Raw genomic sequence first — 20,114 nt, forward strand, 5'->3', positions numbered from 1 at the left:
GGGAGCGGAGCCGGCGGCGGACCGCGCGGCCCCGCGCCCCGCTCACCCGTGCAGTCGGCGCCCGCAGTGTGGCCAGGGGCTCGCCCCGCGCTGCACGTACAGCTTCTTCGCCCGGAACGTCTGCTCCGCCGCCGGCGCGTCCTGCGGCCGGCCGCTCCCGCCGAGCGCCTGCCAGGTCCGGGTGTCGAACTGGTACAGCCCGCCGTACGTCCCCGAGGGGTCCACCGCGTTCGGCCGGCCCCCCGACTCGCACGCCGCGAGTCCCTGCCAGTCCAGGCCGTCCGCGCCGCGCACGGAGGTCGGCATCGGCCTGGTCCCCACCTTCACCACCTGGGCGCGCGGCTCCCGGACCACCTCGGTCCTGACCCGGCGCGGCTTCTGCCGGACGCCGTTGACGGTGCGCAGGGCGTAGGTGACCCGGCGCAGGCCCGCCCGGCCGGCCTGTTCGACGACCTCGGTGCCCTGGAACAGCGTGGGGTCCTCGGTCCGCTCCACCCGGAACGGAATGGCCTCCTCGCGGACCTCCTTCGACCCGGTGATCCGCAGCACGGTGACCGTCTGGCCGTCGCGGGGGAAGCTGTCCGGCGGGACGGAGGTGGTGTCCTGGCCGCGCAGCGTGATGCCGGCCTCCTCGACGACCTCCCGCACGGTCGCGGCGTTCGTGCGCACGGTGCGGGAGCGGCCGTCCGCCATGACGGTGACCGCGCGTTCGGTGCGCACGTCCAGCGTGAGCCCCTCGCGTCCGATGGGCCGGGAGCGCAGGGCGGACAGATACGCGCCCTCCACGCGCACCCCCAGCTGTTTGAGCGCTTCCTCCACCGTGCGCGCCGTCGTCCAGACCTCGCGCCGCTGCCCGTCGAGCGTGAGCCGTACGGGGCGCCCGTAGTGCACCGCGATCTCGTCGCCGCTGGCGAGCGCGGTGCCGGGGGCCGGCGCGACCACGTCGTGCGCCCCCACGTCGACGCCCTCGGCGGCGAGCAGTTCGCTGACGTCGTCGGCGAAGGTGTGCAGGGTGCGCGGCTTGCCGTCGACGGTCAGCTCGATCGCCTTGTCCTCGGCGACGAAGGCGGTGGTGCCGCCGGCGAGGAAGGCGACGACCAGCGCCTGCGGCAGCAGCCGGCGCATGGTGCCGTCCGCTCGCTCGGCACCCCGCGCCTTCCGCCGGCGCGCGGCCCGCCGGTCCGCTCCGTCACGCGGGACCGGCGCGCGCACCTCCACGGGCAGGGGCAGGGTCGCCGGCGCCTCGTAGGCGGGCCGGTAGGTGTCCTCGTAGGACACCGGCATCGGCGGCGTCGGCGCGACCTGGACGCCGTACGCCACCGTCTCCGCGGTGTGCGGGTCGTAGCCCGCGCCGTACGGATCGATCGGGCCGTACGTCTCGTACGCCTGGTACTGGGAGTTGCTCACGCCGACACGCTCCAGGGTCCGGAGAGACCCAGAACCTAGCGGAGAGGCCGTCACTCTCCAAAGTGGCGCGGCTACTCAGAGTGGTGTTCCGTAGCCGAACGCGCGTGCCGTGTTGGCGCCGAGTGCCGTGGCCAGAGCGTCCTCGTCGATGCCCCGCACGGCGGCCATCGCGCGGACCGTGACCGGGACGAGGTAGGGCGCGTTGGGCCGTCCGCGGTACGGCGCCGGGGTCAGGAAGGGCGCGTCGGTCTCCACCAGGACCAGCTCCAGGGGGGCCACGGCGAGCGCGTCCCGCAGGTTCTGGGCGTTCTTGAAGGTGACGTTGCCGGCGAAGGACATGAAGTAGCCCTCGCGGGCGCACACCTCGGCCATCTCCGCGTCCCCGGAGTAGCAGTGGAACACCGTCCGCTCGGGGGCGCCCTCCTCCTTCAGCACCCGCAGGACGTCGTCGTGGGCGTCGCGGTCGTGGATGACGAGAGCCTTGCCGTGCCGCTTGGCGATCTCGATGTGGGCGCGGAAGGAGCGCTCCTGCGCCTCCTTGCCCTCGGGGCCGGTGCGGAAGTAGTCGAGGCCGGTCTCGCCGACGCCCTTGACCTGCGGGAGCGCGGCCAGACGGTCGATCTCGGCGAGCGCCTCGTCGAGCGCCTGCGCGCCCCCCGGCTGCCGCGCGCCCTGCCGGGACCAGCCGTCGGGGTCGCCGTGGACGATGCGCGGCGCCTCGTTGGGGTGCAGGGCGACGGTCGCGTGGACGGCGTCGTGGCGTCCCGCCGTCTCGGCGGCCCACTGCGAGCCCCGGATGTCGCAGCCGACCTGCACCACCGTGGTCACGCCCACCGACGCGGCCTTGGCGAGGGCCTCCTCCACCGTGCCGGACTGCATGTCGAGGTGGGTGTGGGAGTCGGCGACGGGCACCCGGAGGGGCTCCGGGAGCGGCGGTGCCGCGTTCTTGTCCCGGGCGCTGGAGCGTGAGGAGGGCATGCCCCGATCCTACGAAAGGGGCATGCCCTCTCCCCGAGGGGAGGCGGGGTCCAGGGGCCGGTCCGCCGTGCGGCGGGGCTCAGCCGGCCTTGCGGTGGTGGAACGGGTGCAGCAGGTCGGACAGGTGCCAGTGGTGGCGCTCCCCGGCCGGTGCGGGCACCGCCGGCGCCTCGACGGGCCCGGCCTGCGGGGCGCGGCGCTGCTGCCGGTGCGCCACGTCGAGCACCGACGAGACCTGCCCGGCCCGCATGATCCGTACGACATGTCCGTCGCAGTTGTGGCAACCGGGCCGGCTCAGCGGTGAGGGCACGACCTGGCCGTCCGCGACGTAGATGACGAAGTCGTGGCCGTCGGCGCCGGTGTGGTGCTCTATCTCGTACGACTGTTCCCAGCCGTGCCCGCACCGCATGCAGGCGAAGGAATACGACTCGTGGACGACGGCGGTGGCGCCGCTGCGCAGTGCGGCGGTCTGCCCTGCGATCTCGCTCATGCCAGCTCCTCTGGTCCGCTGGACACCGGGACGGATGCGTCCCTGTCACCCAGTGGACGCCTCCGCCGCCGCGAACGCATCAGGCCTGTCGAGTGTTGGCCCCGTCTTGGACGTTCCTTGCCGCAACGGCCCTCGCGGCGGGGTCTGCGCTTTGCCTTCCGAGCCTGCCCTTTGCCTGTCCGTGGGGCGCCCGCTCAAACGACATGCGCCCTGCTCAGAGCGGGTGTGCCCCCTCTTGCACAGACTCTTCACGCACCGGCGTTCTTCGCCGCCACGACCGCGTCGAAGACCTCCCGTTTCGGCAGCCCGGCCTCCGCCGCGACCGCCGCGATGGCCTCCTTGCGCCGCTCGCCCGCCTCCTCACGCACCCGCACCCTGCGCACCAGCTCCGCCGGGTCGAGCTCCCCGGGTGCCTTCTCCGGAGCGCCCTCCACCACGACGGTGATCTCCCCGCGCACGCCCTCGGCGGCCCACACCGCCAGCTCCCCGAGCGGGCCGCGCTTGACCTCCTCGTACGTCTTGGTCAGCTCGCGGCAGACGGCGGCCCGCCGCTCCGCGCCGAACACCTCGGCCATCGCGGCGAGGGTGTCGTCGAGCCGGTGCGGGGCCTCGAAGTAGACGAGGGTCCGCCGTTCCCCGGCGACCTCCCGCAGCCGGGTCAGCCGTTCCCCGGCCTTGCGCGGCAGGAAGCCCTCGAAGCAGAACCGGTCGACGGGCAGCCCGGACAGCGCGAGCGCGGTGAGCACGGCGGAGGGCCCGGGGACGGCGGTGACCCGGATGTCCTGCTCCACGGCCGCCGCCACCAGCCGGTAGCCGGGGTCCGACACCGACGGCATGCCGGCGTCGGTGACGAGCAGCACGCGCGCGCCGGCGACGAGTTCCTCCACCAGCTCGGGTGTGCGGGCGGCCTCGTTGCCCTCGAAGTACGACACGACCCGCCCCTTGGGCGTCACGCCGAGCGCCTGGGTCAGCCGCCGCAGCCGCCGCGTGTCCTCGGCGGCGACCACGTCCGCACCGGCCAGTTCCTCGGCGAGCCGCGGCGGGGCGTCCGCGATGTCGCCGATGGGGGTGCCTGCCAATACAAGGGTTCCTGTCACTTTTCCATCCTCGCAGGACCCATCCGCGGGACTCCCACAGGCGTCTTCCCTACGATGGCGCGGTGACCAGTACAGCGTCGTCCATGGACTCCACGGACACCCGGCGGGCCCAGGCCCCGCACGACCAGCGGCCGTCGTGGCAGCAGCGGCTGCGCCGTTTCGGCTACACGGCCGGGCCCAGAAGCGACGTGCGCGACCGGCTCGTGCCCCCGTACGCGCGCCCCAACCCGCGGATGTGGGCGGCGCTCGGACTGCCGAAGGCGCTGGTCGACCGCGTCACGCGCTGGTCGGGGTGGGGCGGCCCGCTGCTCGTCACGCTGTTCGCGGGCGTGATCCGGTTCTGGAACCTGGGCAGCCCGAAGGCGGTGATATTCGACGAGACGTACTACGCCAAGGACGCGTGGGCGCTCGTCCACCGCGGCTTCGAGGTCAACTGGGACAAGAACGCCAACGACCTGATCCTGGACATCGGCGGCAAGGTGTCGGTGCCCACGGACGCCTCGTACGTGGTGCATCCGCCGGTCGGCAAGTACGTCATCGGGCTGGGCGAGCTGATGTTCGGGTTCGACCCGTTCGGCTGGCGGTTCATGACGGCGCTGCTGGGCACGCTGTCGGTCCTGATGCTGTGCCGGATCGGCCGCCGGATCTTCCGTTCGACGTTCCTCGGCTGTCTGGCCGGCGCGCTGATGGCGGTGGACGGGCTGGCCTTCGTGATGGCCCGCACCTCACTGCTCGACGGGGTGCTGATGTTCTTCGTGCTGGCCGCGTTCGGCGCCCTGGTCGTCGACCGGGACCGGGCCCGGGAGAAACTCGCGGCCGCGCTGCCCACCGACGCCGACGGCCGGGTCCGCCCGGACGCGCACACCGCGGAGACGACCCGCCTCGGGTGGCGCCCCTGGCGCTGGACGGCCGGTCTGATGCTGGGCCTGGCCATCGGCACCAAGTGGAACGGCCTGTACATCCTGGCCGCGTTCTGTGTGATGGCGGTCCTGTGGGACGTCGGCTCCCGCAAGGTCGCCGGTGCCCGCCACCCCTACGAGGCGGTCCTCAGGCGCGACCTGGGCCTGGCCTTCGTGGCGACGGTCCCGGTGGCGATCGCCACGTACCTGCTGTCCTGGCTGGGCTGGATCCTCTCCCCCGGCGACGGCTCGGGCGGCTACTACCGCAACTGGGCCGCGACCGACGGCCGCGACAGCGACTGGTCGTGGCTGTTCCCCGACTGGCTGCGCAGCCTGTGGCACTACGAGCACCAGGTCTACGAGTTCCATGTCGGCCTGCACTCCCCGCACACCTACCAGTCCAACCCGTGGAGCTGGATCGTCGACGGCCGCCCGGTCTCGTTCTTCTACGAGTCGCCCGCCCCCGGCAACGACGGCTGCCCCACCGACGCCGCCGAGAAGTGCGCCCGCGAGGTCCTCGCCATCGGCACCCCGCTGCTGTGGTGGGCGGCCGCCTTCGCGATCCTGTACGTCCTGTGGCGCTGGTTCTTCCGCCGCGACTGGCGCGCGGGCGCCATCGCCTGCGGCATCGCGGCCGGCTACCTCCCCTGGTTCATGTACCAGGAGCGCACGATCTTCTTCTTCTACGCCGTCGTCTTCCTGCCCTTCCTGTGCCTGGCCGTCGCGATGATGCTCGGCGCGCTCATCGGCCCCCCGGGGTCGAGCGACACCCGCCGGGTGGCGGGGGCGACCGGGGCGGGCGTGCTGGTGCTGCTGATCGCCTGGAACTTCATCTACTTCTGGCCGCTGTACACCGGGACCGCCATCCCGATCGAGGACTGGCGTTCACGGATGTGGCTGGATACCTGGGTGTAGCCCCGGGGACTGATCTCTCTTCGGCCAACAAAAGGACACAGCTCTCACAGGACTCCCGCACGCCACCTACAGTTCGGAGGACTGATAACGGGGAGGGGCACGGTTCCATGGGCAAGGGGGTCAAGGCCGCCGTCATCGGCGGTGTGTTCGCCGTGATGGTGGGTGGGGCCGGGTACGGCGCGTTCAACATCGTGTCCGCACTGAACGGTGACGACGGGTCCGGCACGTCCGAGGCGAAGTCGGGGCCGCCGGGCGCGGACGAGGTGGAAAAGGCCTCGGGGGAGTTCTTCGCGGCATGGGAGAAGGGGTCGGCGGCCGCCGCCGGCCAGCACACGAACAACAACGCCGCGGCCCGGGCGCTGCTGACGGAGTACGCCGACGAGGCGCACATCACGGGCGTGCGGATCACCCCGGGGGCCGCGCGGAAGACCACCGTGCCGTTCACCGTGCGGGCGAAGGTGGTCTACAAGGGGACGTCCAAGCCCCTGGAGTACCAGAGCACCCTGACCGTCGTGCGCGGCCTGACCACCGGCGAACCGCTGGTCGACTGGAAGCCCGCCGTGGTCCATCCCGCGCTGCGGACGGACCAGGACCACCTCGTCACCGGACCGTCGTCGGCCCCGCCCATCGAGGCCGTGGACCGCTCCGGCACGGTGCTGACCAAGGACGCGTACCCCTCGCTGGGCCCGATCCTGGACGCCCTGCGGGAGAAGTACGGCAAGCGGGCGGGCGGCACTCCCGGGGCCGAACTGGTCGTCCGGCACGACGGTGACGGCAGCCCCGACACCCCGCTGCTGACACTCGCCAAGGGCACCGCGGGCAAGCTCCGGACCACGCTCAGCGCTAGCGCGCAGGCGGCGGCGGAGAAGGCGGTGACGCGGTACGCCGAGTCCTCGGTGGTGGCGGTCAAGCCGACCACCGGCGAGGTGCTGGCGGTCGCCAACCACCGCAAGGACGGCTGGAACGCGGCCTTCGAGGGCGCGGCACCCCCCGGCTCCACGATGAAGATCGTCACCGCGGCGATGCTCATCGACAACGGCGTGACCTCGATGAACGGCCCGGCGCCCTGCCCGGACGACGCGATGTGGCAGGGGCAGACCTTCAGGAACCTGAAGACCATGAAGCCGGACCTGAACGCCACGCTCGCGGGCAGCTTCATGCGGTCCTGCAACACGGCCTTCGTCAAGCTGATCGACGAGAAGCCGCTCACCGACGAGTCGCTGACCGCGGAGGCACGGGACAAGTTCGGGCTTGGCCGGGACGACTGGAAGACCGGGATCGCCTCGGTCGACGGCAGCGTCCCCGCCGAGAGCGGTCCGGACCGCGCCGCCAACGCCATCGGCCAGGGCAAGGTCACCATGAACCCGCTGAACATGGCGTCGGTGACGGCGACCGCGATCACCGGCACCTTCCGCCAGCCGTACCTGGTCTCGCCCGAGCTCGACGGCCGCGAGCTGGCCACCGCCGAGGGTCTGCGGCCGGGCACGGCCGAGCAGCTGCGGCAGATGATGCGGCTGACGGCCACGCAGGGCACCGCGGCGCCGGTCATGCGGGGTCTCGGTGGGGAGATCGGGGCGAAGACCGGGTCCGCCGAGGTGGACGGGGTGAAGACCTCCAACAGCTGGTTCACCGCTTTCCGCGATGATGTGGCGGTGGCGGCCATGAGCGAGGACGGCGGCCACGGCGTCGACGCGGCCGGACCGATCGTGAAGGCCGTACTGGCGGCGGGTGGCTGAACTCACCCGCACAGGACGGGACTCCAGGATGGTCGCCGTCGTTGAGCTGAGGAACGAGGGCGACGGCGCCCTGGGATCGCGGAGGACCGAGGACAGTGGGCAAGAGAAGGCGCGTCGCCGAGCGACGGAGGACGAGTCGTCCCGCCGTGATCGGCGGGGTGATCGCCGTGGTCGTCGGCGGCGCGGGCGTCGCCGGGTACGCGCTGTACGGCGGCGGGGCGGCCGAGGACCGGGCGTCCTCCGTCGCCGACCAGAAGCCGGAGGTCAGGACGGGCCCGCTGTCCGCGACCGAGGTGAACACCGCCTCGCGGACCTTCCTCACCGCCTGGCAGTCGGGCCGGGTCGCCCAGGCCGCCGCCGTCACGAACGACCCCGAGGCGGCCACCGCCCTGCTCACCGGCTACACCAAGGATGCCCGCCTGAGGGACGTCACCCTGACTCCTGGTGCCCGCACCGGCGCCACGGTCCCCTTCTCCGTCAAGGCGACGGTGGCGTACAAGGGCGCCGGCAAGCCGCTGGCGTACGACAGCTCCCTGACCGTCGTACGCGACAAGGCGACCGGGAAGCCGCAGGTCGCGTGGCACTCCGCCGTGGTCCACCCCGACCTGGAGGACGGCGACACGCTCGTCACCGGGGAGTCCGGGACCCCGCCGATCAAGGCGCTCGACCGGGACGGCGGCGAGATCACCACGAAGAAGTACCCCTCGCTGGGCTCGGTCCTGGACGGGCTGCGGGAGAAGTACGGCAAGAAGGCCGGCGGCCGGGCGGGCGTCGAACTGCGGGTGGTGCGCGGCAAGGAGGCCAGGGCGGACAAGCTGTCCGACAAGACGCTGCTGACGCTCAGCAAGGGCACGCCGGGCACCGTGAGGACCACCCTCAGCCCGGCCCTTCAGGCGGCGGCCGAGGCGCAGGTCGCGAAGAAGGCGCGCTCGTCGGTGGTGGTGCTGCGGCCCTCGACCGGGGAGATCCTGGCCGCCGCGAACGCCTCCCACGGCTTCAACGTCGCCTTCCAGGGCTCGCTGGCGCCGGGGTCGACGATGAAGGTCGTCACCTCCTCGCTGCTGATCGAGAAGGGCCTGGCGTCGGCGGACAAGCCGCATCCGTGCCCGAAGTACTTCAGCTACGGCGGCTGGAAGTTCCAGAACGACGACAAGTTCCAGATCAAGGGCGGCACCTTCAAGGCCAGTTTCGCCCGCTCCTGCAACACCGCCTTCATCAGCCAGGCGCCCGAGCTGGAGAACGCCTCGCTGACCGAGCAGGCCCAGCAGGTCTTCGGGCTGTCCATGAACAACTGGGCGGTCGGCGTGCCCACCTTCGACGGCTCGGTCCCGGTGCAGTCGAAGGCCCAGATGGCGGCCTCGCTGATCGGCCAGGGCGGGGTGCGGATGAACCCGCTGAACATGGCGTCGGTGTCGGCGACCGTCGCCTCGGGCGTGTTCCGGCAGCCGTACCTGGTCTCGGCGGAGGTCGACGGGCGGACGCTGGCGAAGGCCACCCGCACGATGTCCGCGGGCACGCTCGGCCAGCTGCGCGAGCTGATGGCGTACACCGCGGCCTACGGCACGGCGGCCGAGGCGATGCAGGGGGTCTACGGAAAGGTCGGCGCGAAGACCGGTTCGGCGGAGGTCGACGGCCAGAAGAAGCCCAACGGCTGGTTCACGGCCTACCGCGGCGACCTGGCCGCGGCCGGTGTCGTCCAGTCGGGCGGACACGGCGGCGACACGGCGGGCCCGATCGTGGCGGCGCTGCTGAAGCTGGGCGGTTAGCCGCCCACCGGCGTCGCCATGTAGGTGCGCCGCAGAAACCTCAGCAGCGCCTTCGTCTCGAACTGGACCACCGAGACACCCTGGGCGGAGTGGAACTCGACGACGGCCTGGACCCGGCCGCAGGGCCAGACGCGGACCTCGCCGCTGCCGGCGGGGGCCCGCAGGCCCTGTTCGAGCAGGGCGCGGGAGAACGTCCACGCGTGGGTGCCGGGCAGGTCGACCCGTACCGAGCGGGGGTCGGCCTCCGGGTCGTAGCGCAGGAGCACGGGGATCGCCTCGTCGTGCGCGATGTCGGCGTCCGAGACGACGTGGGCGCGCGCGTACTGTTCGACTACAGACATCGTGACGACCCTCTCACGCTGCGTAACCTGTGTGGAATCTGTGCGTCCACTGCCTCTCCAGCGTCGCACATTTCCGGGATTCCGCCGCCGGGGCCGCAGAGCCTGCACCTTGCAGTTCACTGACCGGCTCTCTTGCAAAACGTTCGCATTAAGCCACATCATCTACGGGTGCATGTGCCTGACGGATTCATCGACGCCCCCACGTCCGCCGCCGCCGGAGCGGTCGCCGCCGCCGCCGTCGCGGTGTCCCTGCGCGGCGCCCGCCGCGAACTCGACGAGCGCACCGCGCCCCTGGCCGGCCTGGTGGCGGCGTTCATCTTCGCCGTCCAGATGCTCAACTTCCCCGTCGCCGCGGGGACCAGCGGCCACCTCCTGGGCGGTGCGCTGGCGGCGATCCTCGTCGGCCCGTACACCGGGGTCCTCTGCGTCTCCGTCGTCCTGCTCATGCAGGGCATCCTCTTCGCGGACGGCGGGCTGACCGCGCTCGGCGTGAACATCACCGTCATGGGCTGTGTCACGACGGTCGTGGCCTACGCCGTCTTCCGCTTCCTGGTCACGGTGCTGCCACGCACCCGCCGCTCCGTCACCGTCGCCTCCTTCGCCGCCGCCGTGCTCTCCGTGCCGGCCGCGGCCCTCGCCTTCACCCTCATCTACGGGATCGGCGGCACCACCGACGTCGCCATCGGCAAGGTCGCCACCGCCATGGTCGGCGTGCACGTCCTGATCGGCATCGGCGAGGCGGTGATCACCGCGCTGACCGTCGGCGCCGTCATCGCGGTGCGCCCGGACCTGGTGCACGGGGCACGCGGGCTCCAGCAGAAGCTCAAGCTGCGGGTCAACGGCGAGCTGGTGGACGTACCGGCCGCCGAGGGGGCGCGCACGGCGCCCGTCGCGGCACGCACCTCCCGGCGCACGCTGTGGCTGTCCGGCCTCGCCACCTCCCTCGTCCTCGCCGGCGTCGTCAGCTTCTACGCCTCCGCCAGCCCCGACGGCCTGGAGAAGGTCGCCGCCGACAAGGGCATCGACGCCAAGGTCGAGGACCACGCGGCGGCCGACTCGCCGCTCGCCGACTACGGCGTGAAGGACGTCGACAACGCCCGCCTGTCCGGGGGGCTGGCGGGCGTGATCGGCGTCGGCGTGACGGTCGTCGCGGGCACCGGCGTCTTCTGGGCGGTGCGCAGGCGCCGCGGCGCCGAGCCGGCCACCCCGGTCAGCACGAGCGTCTGACGTGGGGGCCGGGCACACGCACAAGCTCTACCGGCACGGGCACTCGCCCGTGCACGGTCTGCCGCCGCACACCAAGCTCGCCGCCGTCCTCGCCTTCGTGGTGGTCGTGGTCTCCACGCCGCGCGAGGCGATGTGGGCCTTCGGGCTGTACGCGGTGCTCCTGGGCGTCGTCGCACAGGTCGCGCGCGTGCCGGCCGGCTTCGTGCTGAAGCGGCTGCTGATCGAGGTGCCGTTCGTGGCGTTCGCGGTGCTGCTGCCCTTCGTCGCGGAGGGCGAGCGGGTGGAGGTGCTCGGCGTCTCGCTGAGCGTCGGCGGGCTGTGGGGCGCCTGGAACGTGCTCGCCAAGGGCACCCTGGGCGTCGCCGCCTCCGTCCTGCTCGCCTCCACCACCGAGCTGCGCGAACTCCTGCTGGGACTGCAACGGTTGAAGCTCCCGCCGCTCCTCGTGCAGATCGCGTCCTTCATGATCCGTTACGGCGACGTCATCACCGACGAGATGCGGCGCATGCGGATCGCCCGGGAGTCGCGCGGGTTCGAGGCGCGGGGCGTGAAGCACTGGGGGGTGCTCGCGAAGTCGGCGGGCGCCCTCTTCATCCGCTCCTACGAACGGGGCGAGCGGGTGCACCTGGCCATGGTGAGCCGGGGGTACACCGGGTCGATGCCGGTCATCGACGAGGTGACCGCGTCCCGCGCGCAGTGGACGTACGCGTCCTCGCTCCCCCTCGCCGCCCTTGTCGTATGTCTGCTGGGATGGACGCTGTGACCGCATCTCTGGAGGTCTCCGGCCTCGCCTACGCCTACCCCGACGGCCACCAGGCCCTGTTCGGCGTGGACTTCTCGATCGCGCGCGGTGAACGCGTCGCGCTGCTCGGCCCGAACGGCGCCGGCAAGACGACCCTCGTGCTCCACCTCAACGGCATCCTGGGCGGCGGCACCGGCACGGTGACGGTCGCCGGGCTGCCCGTCGGCAAGCAGCACATGGCGCAGATCCGGCGCCGGGTCGGGATCGTCTTCCAGGACCCGGACGACCAGCTGTTCATGCCGACGGTCCGGGAGGACGTGGCGTTCGGGCCGGCCGCCGCGGGCGTGCGGGGCGCGGAGCTGGAGGCGCGGGTGGACCACGCGCTGGCGCTCGTCGGCATGGGCGAGTTCAAGGACCGGCCGCCGCACCACCTCTCCTTCGGTCAGCGGCGCCGGGTGGCGGTCGCGACCGTGCTCGCGATGGAGCCGGAGATCCTGGTGCTGGACGAGCCGTCCTCCAACCTCGACCCCGCCTCCCGCCGCGAACTCGCCGACATCCTGCGCTCCCTGGACGTCACGGTCCTGATGGTCACCCACGACCTGCCGTACGCCCTGGAGCTGTGCTCGCGCTCCCTCATCCTCAGCGAGGGCGTCATCGCCGCCGACGGCAAGACCTCCGAGCTGCTCTCCGACGACGACCTGATGCGCGCCCACCGCCTGGAGCTGCCCTACGGCTTCGACCCGCGCTCGGTGCCCGGCGCCTCCGGGCGGCCCTGACCGCGGGCGCGTGCCGCCGCCCGCCCGGCCCGCTGGCAGGGGCGCCCCGCGGGAACATCGACGTGACGGTTCTGCTTGGGTGTGACAGGCATCGAGCGGCACGAAGTGGAGTACGGGCGTGGACGGCGTGGACGTGAACGGCACAGTCGCCGAGGGCTTCGAGCCGGTCAGGGACGCCTTCGTGCGGAACTTCGAGGCGCTCGGGGACCGGGGCGCGGCCGTCGCCGTGTACCGGGACGGGCGCCGGGTCGTCGACCTGTGGGCCGGGACCAAGGACGTCGACGGCACCGAACCCTGGCGGCGCGACACCGCGCAGATCGTGCGCTCGGCGACCAAGGGCGTCGCCGCCGCCGTCCCCCTGCTGCTCGCCCAGCGCGGGCTGCTGGACCTGGACGCGCCGGTGGCCGCGTACTGGCCTCAGTTCAAGGCGCACGGCAAGGAGCGGGTGCTGGTCCGGCACGTGCTGAACCACCGGGCCGGGCTGCCGGTGCTCGACCGTCCGCTCACGCCCGAACAGGCTCTGGATCCGCTGCGGGGCCCCGAGGCCGTCGCCGCCCAGGCGCCCGTCTGGGCACCCGGCACCGACCACGGGTATCACGCGCTGACGTACGGCTGGCTGCTCGACGAGGTCGTGCGCCGCGTGACGGGGCGCGGCACCGGCGAGTGGATCGCGGCGGAGATCGCCGGGCCGCTGGGCGCGCAGCTGTGGCTGGGGCTGCCGGAGGCCGAGGCGCACCGGGCCGGGCGGGTCGGCCGCGTGGAGGGTCCCGAGCCCGCGAACGCCCTGCGTGCCCGCCCCAAGCGCGCGGTCACCGAGGCCTACACCGACCCCGGCTCCCTCACCAACCGCGCCTTCGCGGCGATCACCCCCTTCCCCGACCAGAACGACCCGGCGTACCGCGCGAGCGCGCTGCCCGCGACCAACGGCATCGCGACGGCGGACGGGCTGGCCCGGGTCTACGCGGCGCTCATCGGCGAGGTCGACGGCGTACGGCTGTTCACGCCGGCCACCATCGAGGCCGCCCGCGCGGAGGAGTCCGCCGGGCCCGACCGGGTGCTGGTGGTCAACACCCGGTTCGGCCTCGGCTACATGCTGCACGGCAGCGCCTCGCCGTTCCTCGGCCCCGGCTCCTTCGGTCACCCGGGCCGCGGCGGCGCCCTCGGCTTCGCCGACCCGGAGTCGGGCATCGCGTTCGGCTATGTGACCAACGGCCTGCGCAAGACGGTGACGGCGGACCCGCGGGCCCAGGCACTGGTGCGGGCGGTCCGGGCGGCGCTGTAGTCCCGCCCGCACGGCCCCGAGGCGCGGGCGCCGGCACCCCCGCGCGGTCCTAGACGTGGATCGGGTGCGAGGTCCGCCCCGAGGCCGCGTCGATCTCGTCGTGCGCCTTGGTCAGCAACCGCATCGCGAGCTCGTTGAGGGCGCGGGCACCGGCGATCTCCTCGCCGACCCTCGGCTGGTGGGGGTCGGTGCGGTGGCGGCTGGCCCGTCCGTGGGCCCGTACCTCCGAGCCGTCGGGCAGGCGCACCATGGCGACCGCCCGGGTGTGGTCGGTGTCCTCCTGGAACTCCAGCTCGACGTGCCATCCCACAGCGGTGTGCATCATCACGATCACCTCCACAAGACCTGCTTCCAGAGTGCTCCTGGCACGGTGGCCGCGACTAGGGCGTGTTGTGGAAGTGGCCTCGTCGCCCGGAGGGCGGCCGCGCGGCGTTCGGTGCGTGCTCTCGGCGTGCCGCCCGGAAGCCCTCGTACTGGGCGTACTCGGGCTTTCGGGCGGTGCGGCGAGAGTGCGTGCCGGGCGTCGCGCGGCAGAGGCCACTTTCACAACAGGCCCTTAGTCGGGCCCGGCGTACTCCTCGGGCCCGAGGGCCGGGGCGGTCGGCTCGGGGCGCGGGGGCGGGCTCAGCTCGGCCACCCGCCGCAGCAGCCCGTCCCGGAACCCGGTGACCTGGCGTGCCAGCTCACGGCGCTGCCGCCGCCGGCAGCGGTACGCGGTCTCCAGGGTGCCCAGCGCCAGGGCCCCGCCGACCAGCGCCACGACCCCGAGCACCACGTACCGGCGGACCGTCCCCTCGCCGGTGGCGATGTAGGCGAGCGCCGAGGCCACGAGCAGCGCGGCCGTCAGGGCCAGCCACAGGACGTACCCGGCGAACAGCCAGGGGTGGTCGCCGCTCAGCCACCCGCGGCGCGACCGGGCGGCCTCGCGCTCCACCCGCCGTACGGCGCCGGCGATGTCGTCGAGCTCCCAGGCTGCCTTCTCCCGCTGCTCGCGCGAGAGCGGGGGTGTCATCCGGTCCAGGCGGACGTGGAGGCGGGCGGCGGCGCGGCGCAGTTCGGTCCGGGAGACGCGGTCGGGCAGACGGTGGGGCCAGCGAGCCCACAGGTCGTCGTCGCGGCGCCTGAGGCGCAGGTGGGTGACGGTGGCGTGGGCGACGGCGATCCCCAGGACCAGCAGGAGCGGGAGGACGACCGCCGTGCCCTGGTCGCCGCGCAGCGCCCCGCAGGCGCCGAGCAGGACGATCCCGAGGCCGAGCGGCCAGGTGTGGCGGATGGACGTGCGGCGGTGCCGGACGGCGTGCAGCTCGCGCTCCAGGTCGTCGCCGGACCGCCGTACGAGCCGGACCGCGAAGACCGCGGCGACCGCGAGGAAGGGCACGCACAGCAGCGTGGTGGACAGCAGGGCGGCGGTCAGGGTGTACGGCAGGACGTCGGTGCCGGCCCAGTCGTCGTCCTGCGGGAGGGCGGGCACGCCGACCAGGGTCGCGCAGGCGAGCGCGGCGGTGAGGACGCCCAGCCACCGTCCGGGCCGCCGCCCGCGCTCCTGCGGCGCCGGGACGGGCCGCCACCGCGGGCGCGCCTCGCCTTCGAGGACGGCGATCAGGTCCGCGAGGTCCGCGCTCCAACGGGCGCGGCGCAGCGGCCGGGCGTCGTGGCCGGCGAGGGCGCGGATCGAGGGCGGCAGGTCGGTGGGCCGGGGGGCCGTGACACCGTCCAGGAGGACGGGGACGACGACCGTGCCGCTCGCCAGGGCCTGCTCGATCCCGCTGCGGACCCGGTCGTCCTCGTCGTCGACCCCGCGCGCCCCGGATCCGTCCCGTACGTCGGCCCAGCCCGGGGGGAGCACCGCGAGCAGCACATCGCAGTCGGGCATCCGCGCCCGCGGCGTGTCGCGGAAGCGCTGACCCGGCAGGAGGGACGGCCGGTCCAGGAACACCTGGCCGCCGCCGAAGTGCCGGTCGAGGTCCGCGTGGAGGCGCTCCACGGTCTCGTCGTGGTCGCCCGTGCGGTAGGTGAGGAAGACGCCGCCCATGGGCCGTTGCTACCAGACGAACCGCGGGCCGGGCGCGCGGTTCACCCGTACGAGCGCTACCCGGCGTGCAGCATCAGCCCTATGCCGACGACCAGCAGCCCCGCGGCGGCGATCCTCGGCATCCCGAAGCGTTCCTTGAAGAACACCGCGCCGATGGCCGCGCCGACGATGATGGACGACTCGCGCAGCGCGGCGATGGGTGCCAGTTCCGCCCTGGTCTGGGCCCACAGCACCAGCCCGTACGCGGTGACGGAGAGGACGGCCCCCACCAGTCCCAGGACCGCGAACGGCCGCAGGTCGGGCACCAGCCGGCCCCGCCGGCGACAGGCCGCGTACACCGGGAGCACCGCGCCCTGCACGGCCATCAGCCAGGCGATGTACCCGACGGAGGTGCCGGAGGCGCGGACGCCGAGCCCGTCGACGACGGTGTACGCCGCGATGGTCAGCCCGGTCGCCAGCGCCGCCCCGATCGCCGCCCAGTCGGGCCGGCGGCCGCGCAGTCCCCACAGCGCCACGCCGGTCAGTCCGGCGCAGGACACCGCGATGCCGGCCGCGGCCCAGCCGTCCGGGACCTCGTGCGCGAACAGCGCGGCGAGCACGGTGACCACGAGAGGCGCCGTCCCGCGCGCGATCGGGTACGCCTGCCCGAAGTCGCCGAGCCGGAAGGACGTCATCAGCAGCGCGTAGTACGCGATGTGGATGCCCGCCGAGGCGAGCAGATACGGCCAGGCGCCCGCCGCCGGGAAGTCCGCGAACGGCGCCAGGGCCAGCCCGATCAGCATCCCGCCGCCCGCGATCAGCGTGAACCCGACCAGCTTGTCGGGGATCTTGTGCGCGAGGGCGTTCCAGCTGGCGTGGGTGACCGCGGCGAGCAGGACGGCGGCGGTGACCAGCGGGGTCACGCGGGCTGCTCGCGGACGTCCACCAGGGTGCCGCCCGCGTGGGCGATCAGCGTCTTGGGCTCCATGGGGAACACGGTGTGCGGGGTGCCGGCGGCCGCCCACACCAGGTCGTGGTCGAGCAGCGAGCGGTCCGCCAGCACCCGGGTCCTGGTCCGGTGCCCGAAGGGCGGTACGCCGCCGATGGCGAACCCCGTCGTCTCGCGCACCACGTCCGCCTTGGCCCGGGTCACCTTCTGCGCGCCGAGTTCGCGCCGCACCCGCTCCACGTCCACCCGGGACGCCCCGTCCATGAGGACCAGCACCGGCACCCCGTCCGCGGCGAAGATCAGCGACTTGCAGATCTGGCTCAACTCGCAGCCGATCGCCGCGGCCGCCTCGGCGGCGGTGCGGGTGGCGTCCGGGAAGCGGCGGATCTCGGCGCGCAGTTCCCCGAGGCCGAGGGCGTCGAGAGCTTCGGCGAACAGGGGATGCGCTGCGGAGTCTGTCGTCATGCACCGCACGCTAGCGGTCGGCGCGGAGGGCGGGCGACCGAGTTCCCGACGCCGGCGCGGGTCAGGCCCGGTCCTCCTCGCCGGGCGCCTCGAACGCCACCGTCGTCGTCTCCGTCACGTCGGCCGTGCGGCCCGGTGCCGTCTGGAAGCGCCAGTAGAGGTTGGTGTGGGTGATGACCTGGTCCGGCGGCGGGGCGCCCCACGCGCTCTTGTCACCGGTGGTGTGGGCGTCGGCGACGAGCGTCACGTCGTACCCCCGGGTGAAGGCGCCGTGGATCGTGGAGCGGACGCAGGCGTCGCTCTCCGCGCCGGTGACGACGAGGTGTCCGACGCCGGCGTCGGCCAGGACCTGCTCCAGGTCGGTGCCCTCGAAGGAGTCGCCGTGGCTCTTGTGGACCAGGGGCTCGGAGCCGAGGCGGGACAGCTCCTCGACGTACTGCCAGGGCTCGCTGCCCCGGGGCAGGCCCTCGTCGGAGTGCTGGACCCAGACGACCGGCGTCTCGTCGGCGCGGGCCCGCTCCACGAGCGCCGCGATGTTGGCGACGACCTCGTCGCGCCGGTGGGCCTCGGCGACGACGCCCCTCTGGACGTCGATGACGAGCAGTGCCGTACGGGGTCGTGCGGGCAGTGTGGTCATGACGTACACGCTAGCCGCGGGCACTGACAACGGCCGGGTCGGACCCGGGCGGCGGCTCGGGCCCGACCTCGGCGGCTCAGGATCGGGTCAGACCCGTACCAGCTCCCGGTCCTCGTCCTTCGTGTCGTCGTCGCCCAGGTCGCGCAGGCCCTCGCCCTCGACGTCCACGTTGGGCAGCGCGCGGTCCAGCCACTTCGGCAGCCACCAGGCCTTCTTGCCCAGCAGTGCGAGGACGGCCGGGACGATCGCCATGCGGACGACGAACGCGTCGAAGAAGACGGCGATCGCGAGGCCGAAGCCGATCATCTTGATCATCGACTCGCTGGAGCTGATGAAGCCTCCGAAGACGGCCATCATGATGACCGCGGCGGCGACCACGACCCGGGCGCTGTGCCGGAACCCGGTCACCACGGCCTGGCTCGGCGACTCGCCGTGCACGTAGGCCTCCCGCATCCGGGTCACGAGGAACACCTCGTAGTCCATCGCGAGACCGAAGACCACGCCCACCATGAAGATCGGCATCATCGACATGATCGGGCCGGTCTCCTCGACGCCCAGCAGACCGCCGAGCCAGCCCCACTGGAAGACCGCGACGACCGCGCCCAGCGCGGCGAGCACCGACAGCAGGAAGCCGAGGGCCGCCTTCAGCGGGACCAGGATCGAGCGGAAGACCACGATCAGCAGCAGGAAGGCGAGCCCCACCACCAGCGCCAGGTACGGGACGAGCGCGTCGGTGAGCTTCTGCGAGAAGTCGATGTTCATCGCGGTGGTGCCGGTGACCAGGACGTCGGTGCCGGTGTCGGCCTTGACGTCCGTGCCGATGTCCCGGATGGCGTGCACCAGGTCCTCGGTCTGGGTGGAGGAGGGCTTGGAGGCCGGGATCACGGTGATGGTGAAGGTGTCCCCGGCCTTGTTGAAGGCCGCGGGTGTCACCGTCACGACGTCGTCCAGGCCCTTGATCCGGTCGATCACCTCGGCGGCGGCGGCCTTCGGGTCGTCGCTGTCCTTGGCGTCGCCGACGCCCATCAGGGAGCCGTTGAAGCCGGGGCCGAACCCCTCGGAGAGCAGGTCGTAGGCGCGCCGCTGGGTGGTGGAGGTGGGCTGCGAGCCGTCGTCGGGCAGGCCCAGCTCCAGCTGGGTGGCGGGCAGGGCGATGGTGCCGAGGCCGACCACGCCGAGCAGCAGCACGACGGCCGGGCGGCGGATGACGAAGGAGGCCCAGCGGGTGCCCATGTTGGGCCTGGCCGCGCCCTCGCTCTTCCCGGCGCCCTTCGTGCGCTTCTCGCCCGCCGGGCGGATCCTCCGGCCCGCGTACCCGAGCATGGCCGGGATCATGGTGAGCGCGATGAGGACGGCGATGACGACCGTGCCGGCCGCGGCGAGGCCCATCTTGGTGAGCATCGGCACGTTGACGACGGCGAGTCCGGCCAGGGCGATCACGACGGTGAGACCGGCGAAGACCACCGCCGAGCCCGCGGTGCCGGTGGCGCGTCCGGCCGCGTCCTCGCGGTCACGGCCCTCGGCCAGTTCGCCGCGGAAGCGGGAGACGATGAACAGGGCGTAGTCGATGCCGACCGCGAGGCCGATCATCAGGGCGAGGGTGGAGGTGGTGTCGCCGAGGTCGAGCGTCTTGGCGAGGGCGGTGATGGTGGAGACGCCGATGCCGACACCGATGATCGCGGTCAGCAGCGGCAGCCCGGCCGCGACGAGCGAGCCCAGGGTGATGACCAGGACGACCGCGGCGATGGCGAGGCCGATGATCTCGCCGACGGCTCCCGGTTCGGCCCCGGCCTGGAGCGCGTCACCGCCGACCTCGACGGTCAGCCCGGCGTCGCGGGCGTCGTCACCGGCCTTCTCCAGGGCGTCACGGGTGGTGTCCTCGAGCTCCATGCCGGAGACCTCGTAGCGCACCGAGGTGTAGGCGATCGTGCCGTCCTTGCTCACGGCGTTCGTGGTGAAGGGGTCGGAGACGGAGACGACCTCGGAGCCGTCGGCGAGGTCCCTGACGGTCTTCTCGACGGTCGCCCTGTTGGCGGCGTCGGTCATCTTCTCGCCCTCGGGCGCCTTGAAGACCAGGCGGCCGGTCGCGCCGTCGGCGCTGATGCCGGGGAAGCGCTGGTCCAGCAGGTCGAAGGCCTTCTGGGCCTCGGTGCCGGGCATCGAGAAGGACGAGGCGCCCGCGGCGGGCGCGCTGGCCGCGCCGGCGCCCGCGAGCACCAGCAGGGCCACCCATATCAGGGCGACGAGGTGCCGTCGTCGGAAGGAGAGCCGGCCGAGCCGGTAGAGGAATGTGGCCACGTGGGCGTACTCCCGGTCAGGTCGTGTGGGTTCGTGCAGGGAAGGGGTGATCGACCCGGTGGGGACATGGGTGATCGTCCCGACGACTTGAGCGGTGA

At 73.0% G+C, this 20,114-nt stretch carries 18 protein-coding genes; 7 read left to right on the forward strand and 11 right to left on the reverse strand.

Features of this window, described 5'->3' with window-relative positions:
- Positions 1 to 42: 42 nt before the first annotated feature.
- The 4 genes from ACH41F_RS17860 to rsmI all read right to left on the reverse strand — a co-directional run bounded on the left by ACH41F_RS17860 (position 43) and on the right by rsmI (position 3,972).
- Entirely contained in the window at positions 43 to 1,407 is a 1,365-nt protein-coding gene (locus ACH41F_RS17860) for a ubiquitin-like domain-containing protein (protein ID WP_391231711.1), read from the reverse strand.
- A 75-nt stretch (positions 1,408 to 1,482) separates the two neighbouring features.
- Positions 1,483 to 2,385, reverse strand: a complete 903-nt coding sequence (locus ACH41F_RS17865; protein ID WP_398836529.1) for a TatD family hydrolase — start codon at positions 2,383 to 2,385, stop codon at positions 1,483 to 1,485.
- A 79-nt stretch (positions 2,386 to 2,464) separates the two neighbouring features.
- The gene (locus ACH41F_RS17870; protein ID WP_398836530.1) at positions 2,465 to 2,875 is read right to left on the reverse strand and encodes a hypothetical protein; all 411 of its coding nucleotides are present in this window, start codon (positions 2,873 to 2,875) and stop codon (positions 2,465 to 2,467) included.
- 248 nt (positions 2,876 to 3,123) lie between these two features.
- Positions 3,124 to 3,972, reverse strand: coding sequence for a 16S rRNA (cytidine(1402)-2'-O)-methyltransferase (gene rsmI / locus ACH41F_RS17875; RefSeq protein WP_391231714.1), 849 nt, complete (start codon positions 3,970 to 3,972; stop codon positions 3,124 to 3,126).
- Between the two features lie 62 nt (positions 3,973 to 4,034).
- Between rsmI and ACH41F_RS17880 the strand changes: the two genes are divergently transcribed.
- From ACH41F_RS17880 to ACH41F_RS17890, 3 genes are all read left to right on the forward strand, one after another.
- A complete protein-coding gene (locus ACH41F_RS17880; protein WP_391231715.1) occupies positions 4,035 to 5,786 on the forward strand; it encodes a phospholipid carrier-dependent glycosyltransferase in 1,752 nt (583 codons plus the stop codon).
- 107 nt (positions 5,787 to 5,893) lie between these two features.
- The gene (locus ACH41F_RS17885) at positions 5,894 to 7,522 is read left to right on the forward strand and encodes a penicillin-binding transpeptidase domain-containing protein (protein WP_391231716.1); all 1,629 of its coding nucleotides are present in this window, start codon (positions 5,894 to 5,896) and stop codon (positions 7,520 to 7,522) included.
- 95 nt (positions 7,523 to 7,617) lie between these two features.
- The gene (locus ACH41F_RS17890; protein ID WP_398836531.1) at positions 7,618 to 9,288 is read left to right on the forward strand and encodes a penicillin-binding transpeptidase domain-containing protein; all 1,671 of its coding nucleotides are present in this window, start codon (positions 7,618 to 7,620) and stop codon (positions 9,286 to 9,288) included.
- On the opposite strand, the gene ACH41F_RS17895 is transcribed toward ACH41F_RS17890, so the two are convergent.
- Positions 9,285 to 9,629: an SsgA family sporulation/cell division regulator gene (locus ACH41F_RS17895; protein ID WP_391231720.1), complete on the reverse strand. Its 345-nt coding sequence runs from the start codon at positions 9,627 to 9,629 to the stop codon at positions 9,285 to 9,287. The genes ACH41F_RS17890 and ACH41F_RS17895 overlap by 4 nt on opposite strands.
- A gap of 168 nt (positions 9,630 to 9,797) precedes the next feature.
- Here ACH41F_RS17895 and ACH41F_RS17900 point away from each other — a divergent pair, with 168 nt between their 5' ends.
- The 4 genes from ACH41F_RS17900 (at position 9,798) to ACH41F_RS17915 (ending at position 13,656) form a co-directional block, all read left to right on the forward strand.
- Positions 9,798 to 10,856 (forward strand): energy-coupling factor ABC transporter permease, encoded by a 1,059-nt coding sequence (locus ACH41F_RS17900; RefSeq protein WP_391231721.1) that lies wholly within the window; start codon positions 9,798 to 9,800, stop codon positions 10,854 to 10,856.
- A 1-nt stretch (position 10,857) separates the two neighbouring features.
- Positions 10,858 to 11,619, forward strand: a complete 762-nt coding sequence (cbiQ, locus tag ACH41F_RS17905; RefSeq protein WP_391231723.1) for a cobalt ECF transporter T component CbiQ — start codon at positions 10,858 to 10,860, stop codon at positions 11,617 to 11,619.
- Entirely contained in the window at positions 11,607 to 12,374 is a 768-nt protein-coding gene (locus ACH41F_RS17910; protein WP_391231724.1) for an ATP-binding cassette domain-containing protein, read from the forward strand. Before cbiQ ends, ACH41F_RS17910 begins: the two co-directional genes overlap by 13 nt.
- A 127-nt stretch (positions 12,375 to 12,501) precedes the next feature.
- A complete protein-coding gene (locus tag ACH41F_RS17915; RefSeq protein WP_391232338.1) occupies positions 12,502 to 13,656 on the forward strand; it encodes a serine hydrolase in 1,155 nt (384 codons plus the stop codon).
- Positions 13,657 to 13,705: 49 nt separating this feature from the next.
- Here ACH41F_RS17915 and ACH41F_RS17920 read toward each other — a convergent pair whose 3' ends face one another.
- The 6 genes from ACH41F_RS17920 to ACH41F_RS17945 form a co-directional block, all read right to left on the reverse strand.
- Positions 13,706 to 13,981 (reverse strand): dsRBD fold-containing protein, encoded by a 276-nt coding sequence (locus tag ACH41F_RS17920; RefSeq protein ID WP_391231725.1) that lies wholly within the window; start codon positions 13,979 to 13,981, stop codon positions 13,706 to 13,708.
- 231 nt (positions 13,982 to 14,212) lie between these two features.
- Entirely contained in the window at positions 14,213 to 15,688 is a 1,476-nt protein-coding gene (locus ACH41F_RS17925; protein ID WP_398836533.1) for a TIR domain-containing protein, read from the reverse strand.
- 56 nt (positions 15,689 to 15,744) lie between these two features.
- Positions 15,745 to 16,590 carry an EamA family transporter gene (locus ACH41F_RS17930; protein ID WP_391234406.1) on the reverse strand — a complete coding sequence of 282 codons (846 nt, stop codon included), beginning with the start codon at positions 16,588 to 16,590 and terminating at the stop codon, positions 15,745 to 15,747.
- The gene (locus tag ACH41F_RS17935; RefSeq protein WP_398836535.1) at positions 16,587 to 17,081 is read right to left on the reverse strand and encodes a YbaK/EbsC family protein; all 495 of its coding nucleotides are present in this window, start codon (positions 17,079 to 17,081) and stop codon (positions 16,587 to 16,589) included. Before ACH41F_RS17935 ends, ACH41F_RS17930 begins: the two co-directional genes overlap by 4 nt.
- A gap of 61 nt (positions 17,082 to 17,142) precedes the next feature.
- The gene (locus tag ACH41F_RS17940) at positions 17,143 to 17,718 is read right to left on the reverse strand and encodes an isochorismatase family protein (protein WP_398836537.1); all 576 of its coding nucleotides are present in this window, start codon (positions 17,716 to 17,718) and stop codon (positions 17,143 to 17,145) included.
- Between the two features lie 87 nt (positions 17,719 to 17,805).
- Positions 17,806 to 20,016, reverse strand: a complete 2,211-nt coding sequence (locus ACH41F_RS17945) for an MMPL family transporter (protein WP_391234401.1) — start codon at positions 20,014 to 20,016, stop codon at positions 17,806 to 17,808.
- Between the last annotated feature and the right edge of the window lie 98 nt (positions 20,017 to 20,114).

The sequence above is a fragment of the Streptomyces sp. NPDC020489 genome (assembly GCF_044386545.1).
Taxonomy (GTDB): domain Bacteria; phylum Actinomycetota; class Actinomycetes; order Streptomycetales; family Streptomycetaceae; genus Streptomyces.

Excerpts from the sequence above, each read along its gene's own strand:
- ACH41F_RS17870 (WP_398836530.1), bottom strand. The coding sequence starts at position 2,875 with ATGAGCGAGATCGCAGGGCAGACCGCCGCACTGCGCAGCGGCGCCACC.
- ACH41F_RS17895 (WP_391231720.1), bottom strand. The coding sequence starts at position 9,629 with ATGTCTGTAGTCGAACAGTACGCGCGCGCCCACGTCGTCTCGGACGCC.
- ACH41F_RS17865 (WP_398836529.1), bottom strand. The coding sequence starts at position 2,385 with ATGCCCTCCTCACGCTCCAGCGCCCGGGACAAGAACGCGGCACCGCCG.
- ACH41F_RS17910 (WP_391231724.1), top strand. The coding sequence starts at position 11,607 with ATGGACGCTGTGACCGCATCTCTGGAGGTCTCCGGCCTCGCCTACGCC.
- ACH41F_RS17885 (WP_391231716.1), top strand. The coding sequence starts at position 5,894 with ATGGGCAAGGGGGTCAAGGCCGCCGTCATCGGCGGTGTGTTCGCCGTG.
- ACH41F_RS17920 (WP_391231725.1), bottom strand. The coding sequence starts at position 13,981 with ATGATGCACACCGCTGTGGGATGGCACGTCGAGCTGGAGTTCCAGGAG.
- ACH41F_RS17935 (WP_398836535.1), bottom strand. The coding sequence starts at position 17,081 with ATGACGACAGACTCCGCAGCGCATCCCCTGTTCGCCGAAGCTCTCGAC.
- ACH41F_RS17940 (WP_398836537.1), bottom strand. The coding sequence starts at position 17,718 with ATGACCACACTGCCCGCACGACCCCGTACGGCACTGCTCGTCATCGAC.
- ACH41F_RS17925 (WP_398836533.1), bottom strand. The coding sequence starts at position 15,688 with ATGGGCGGCGTCTTCCTCACCTACCGCACGGGCGACCACGACGAGACC.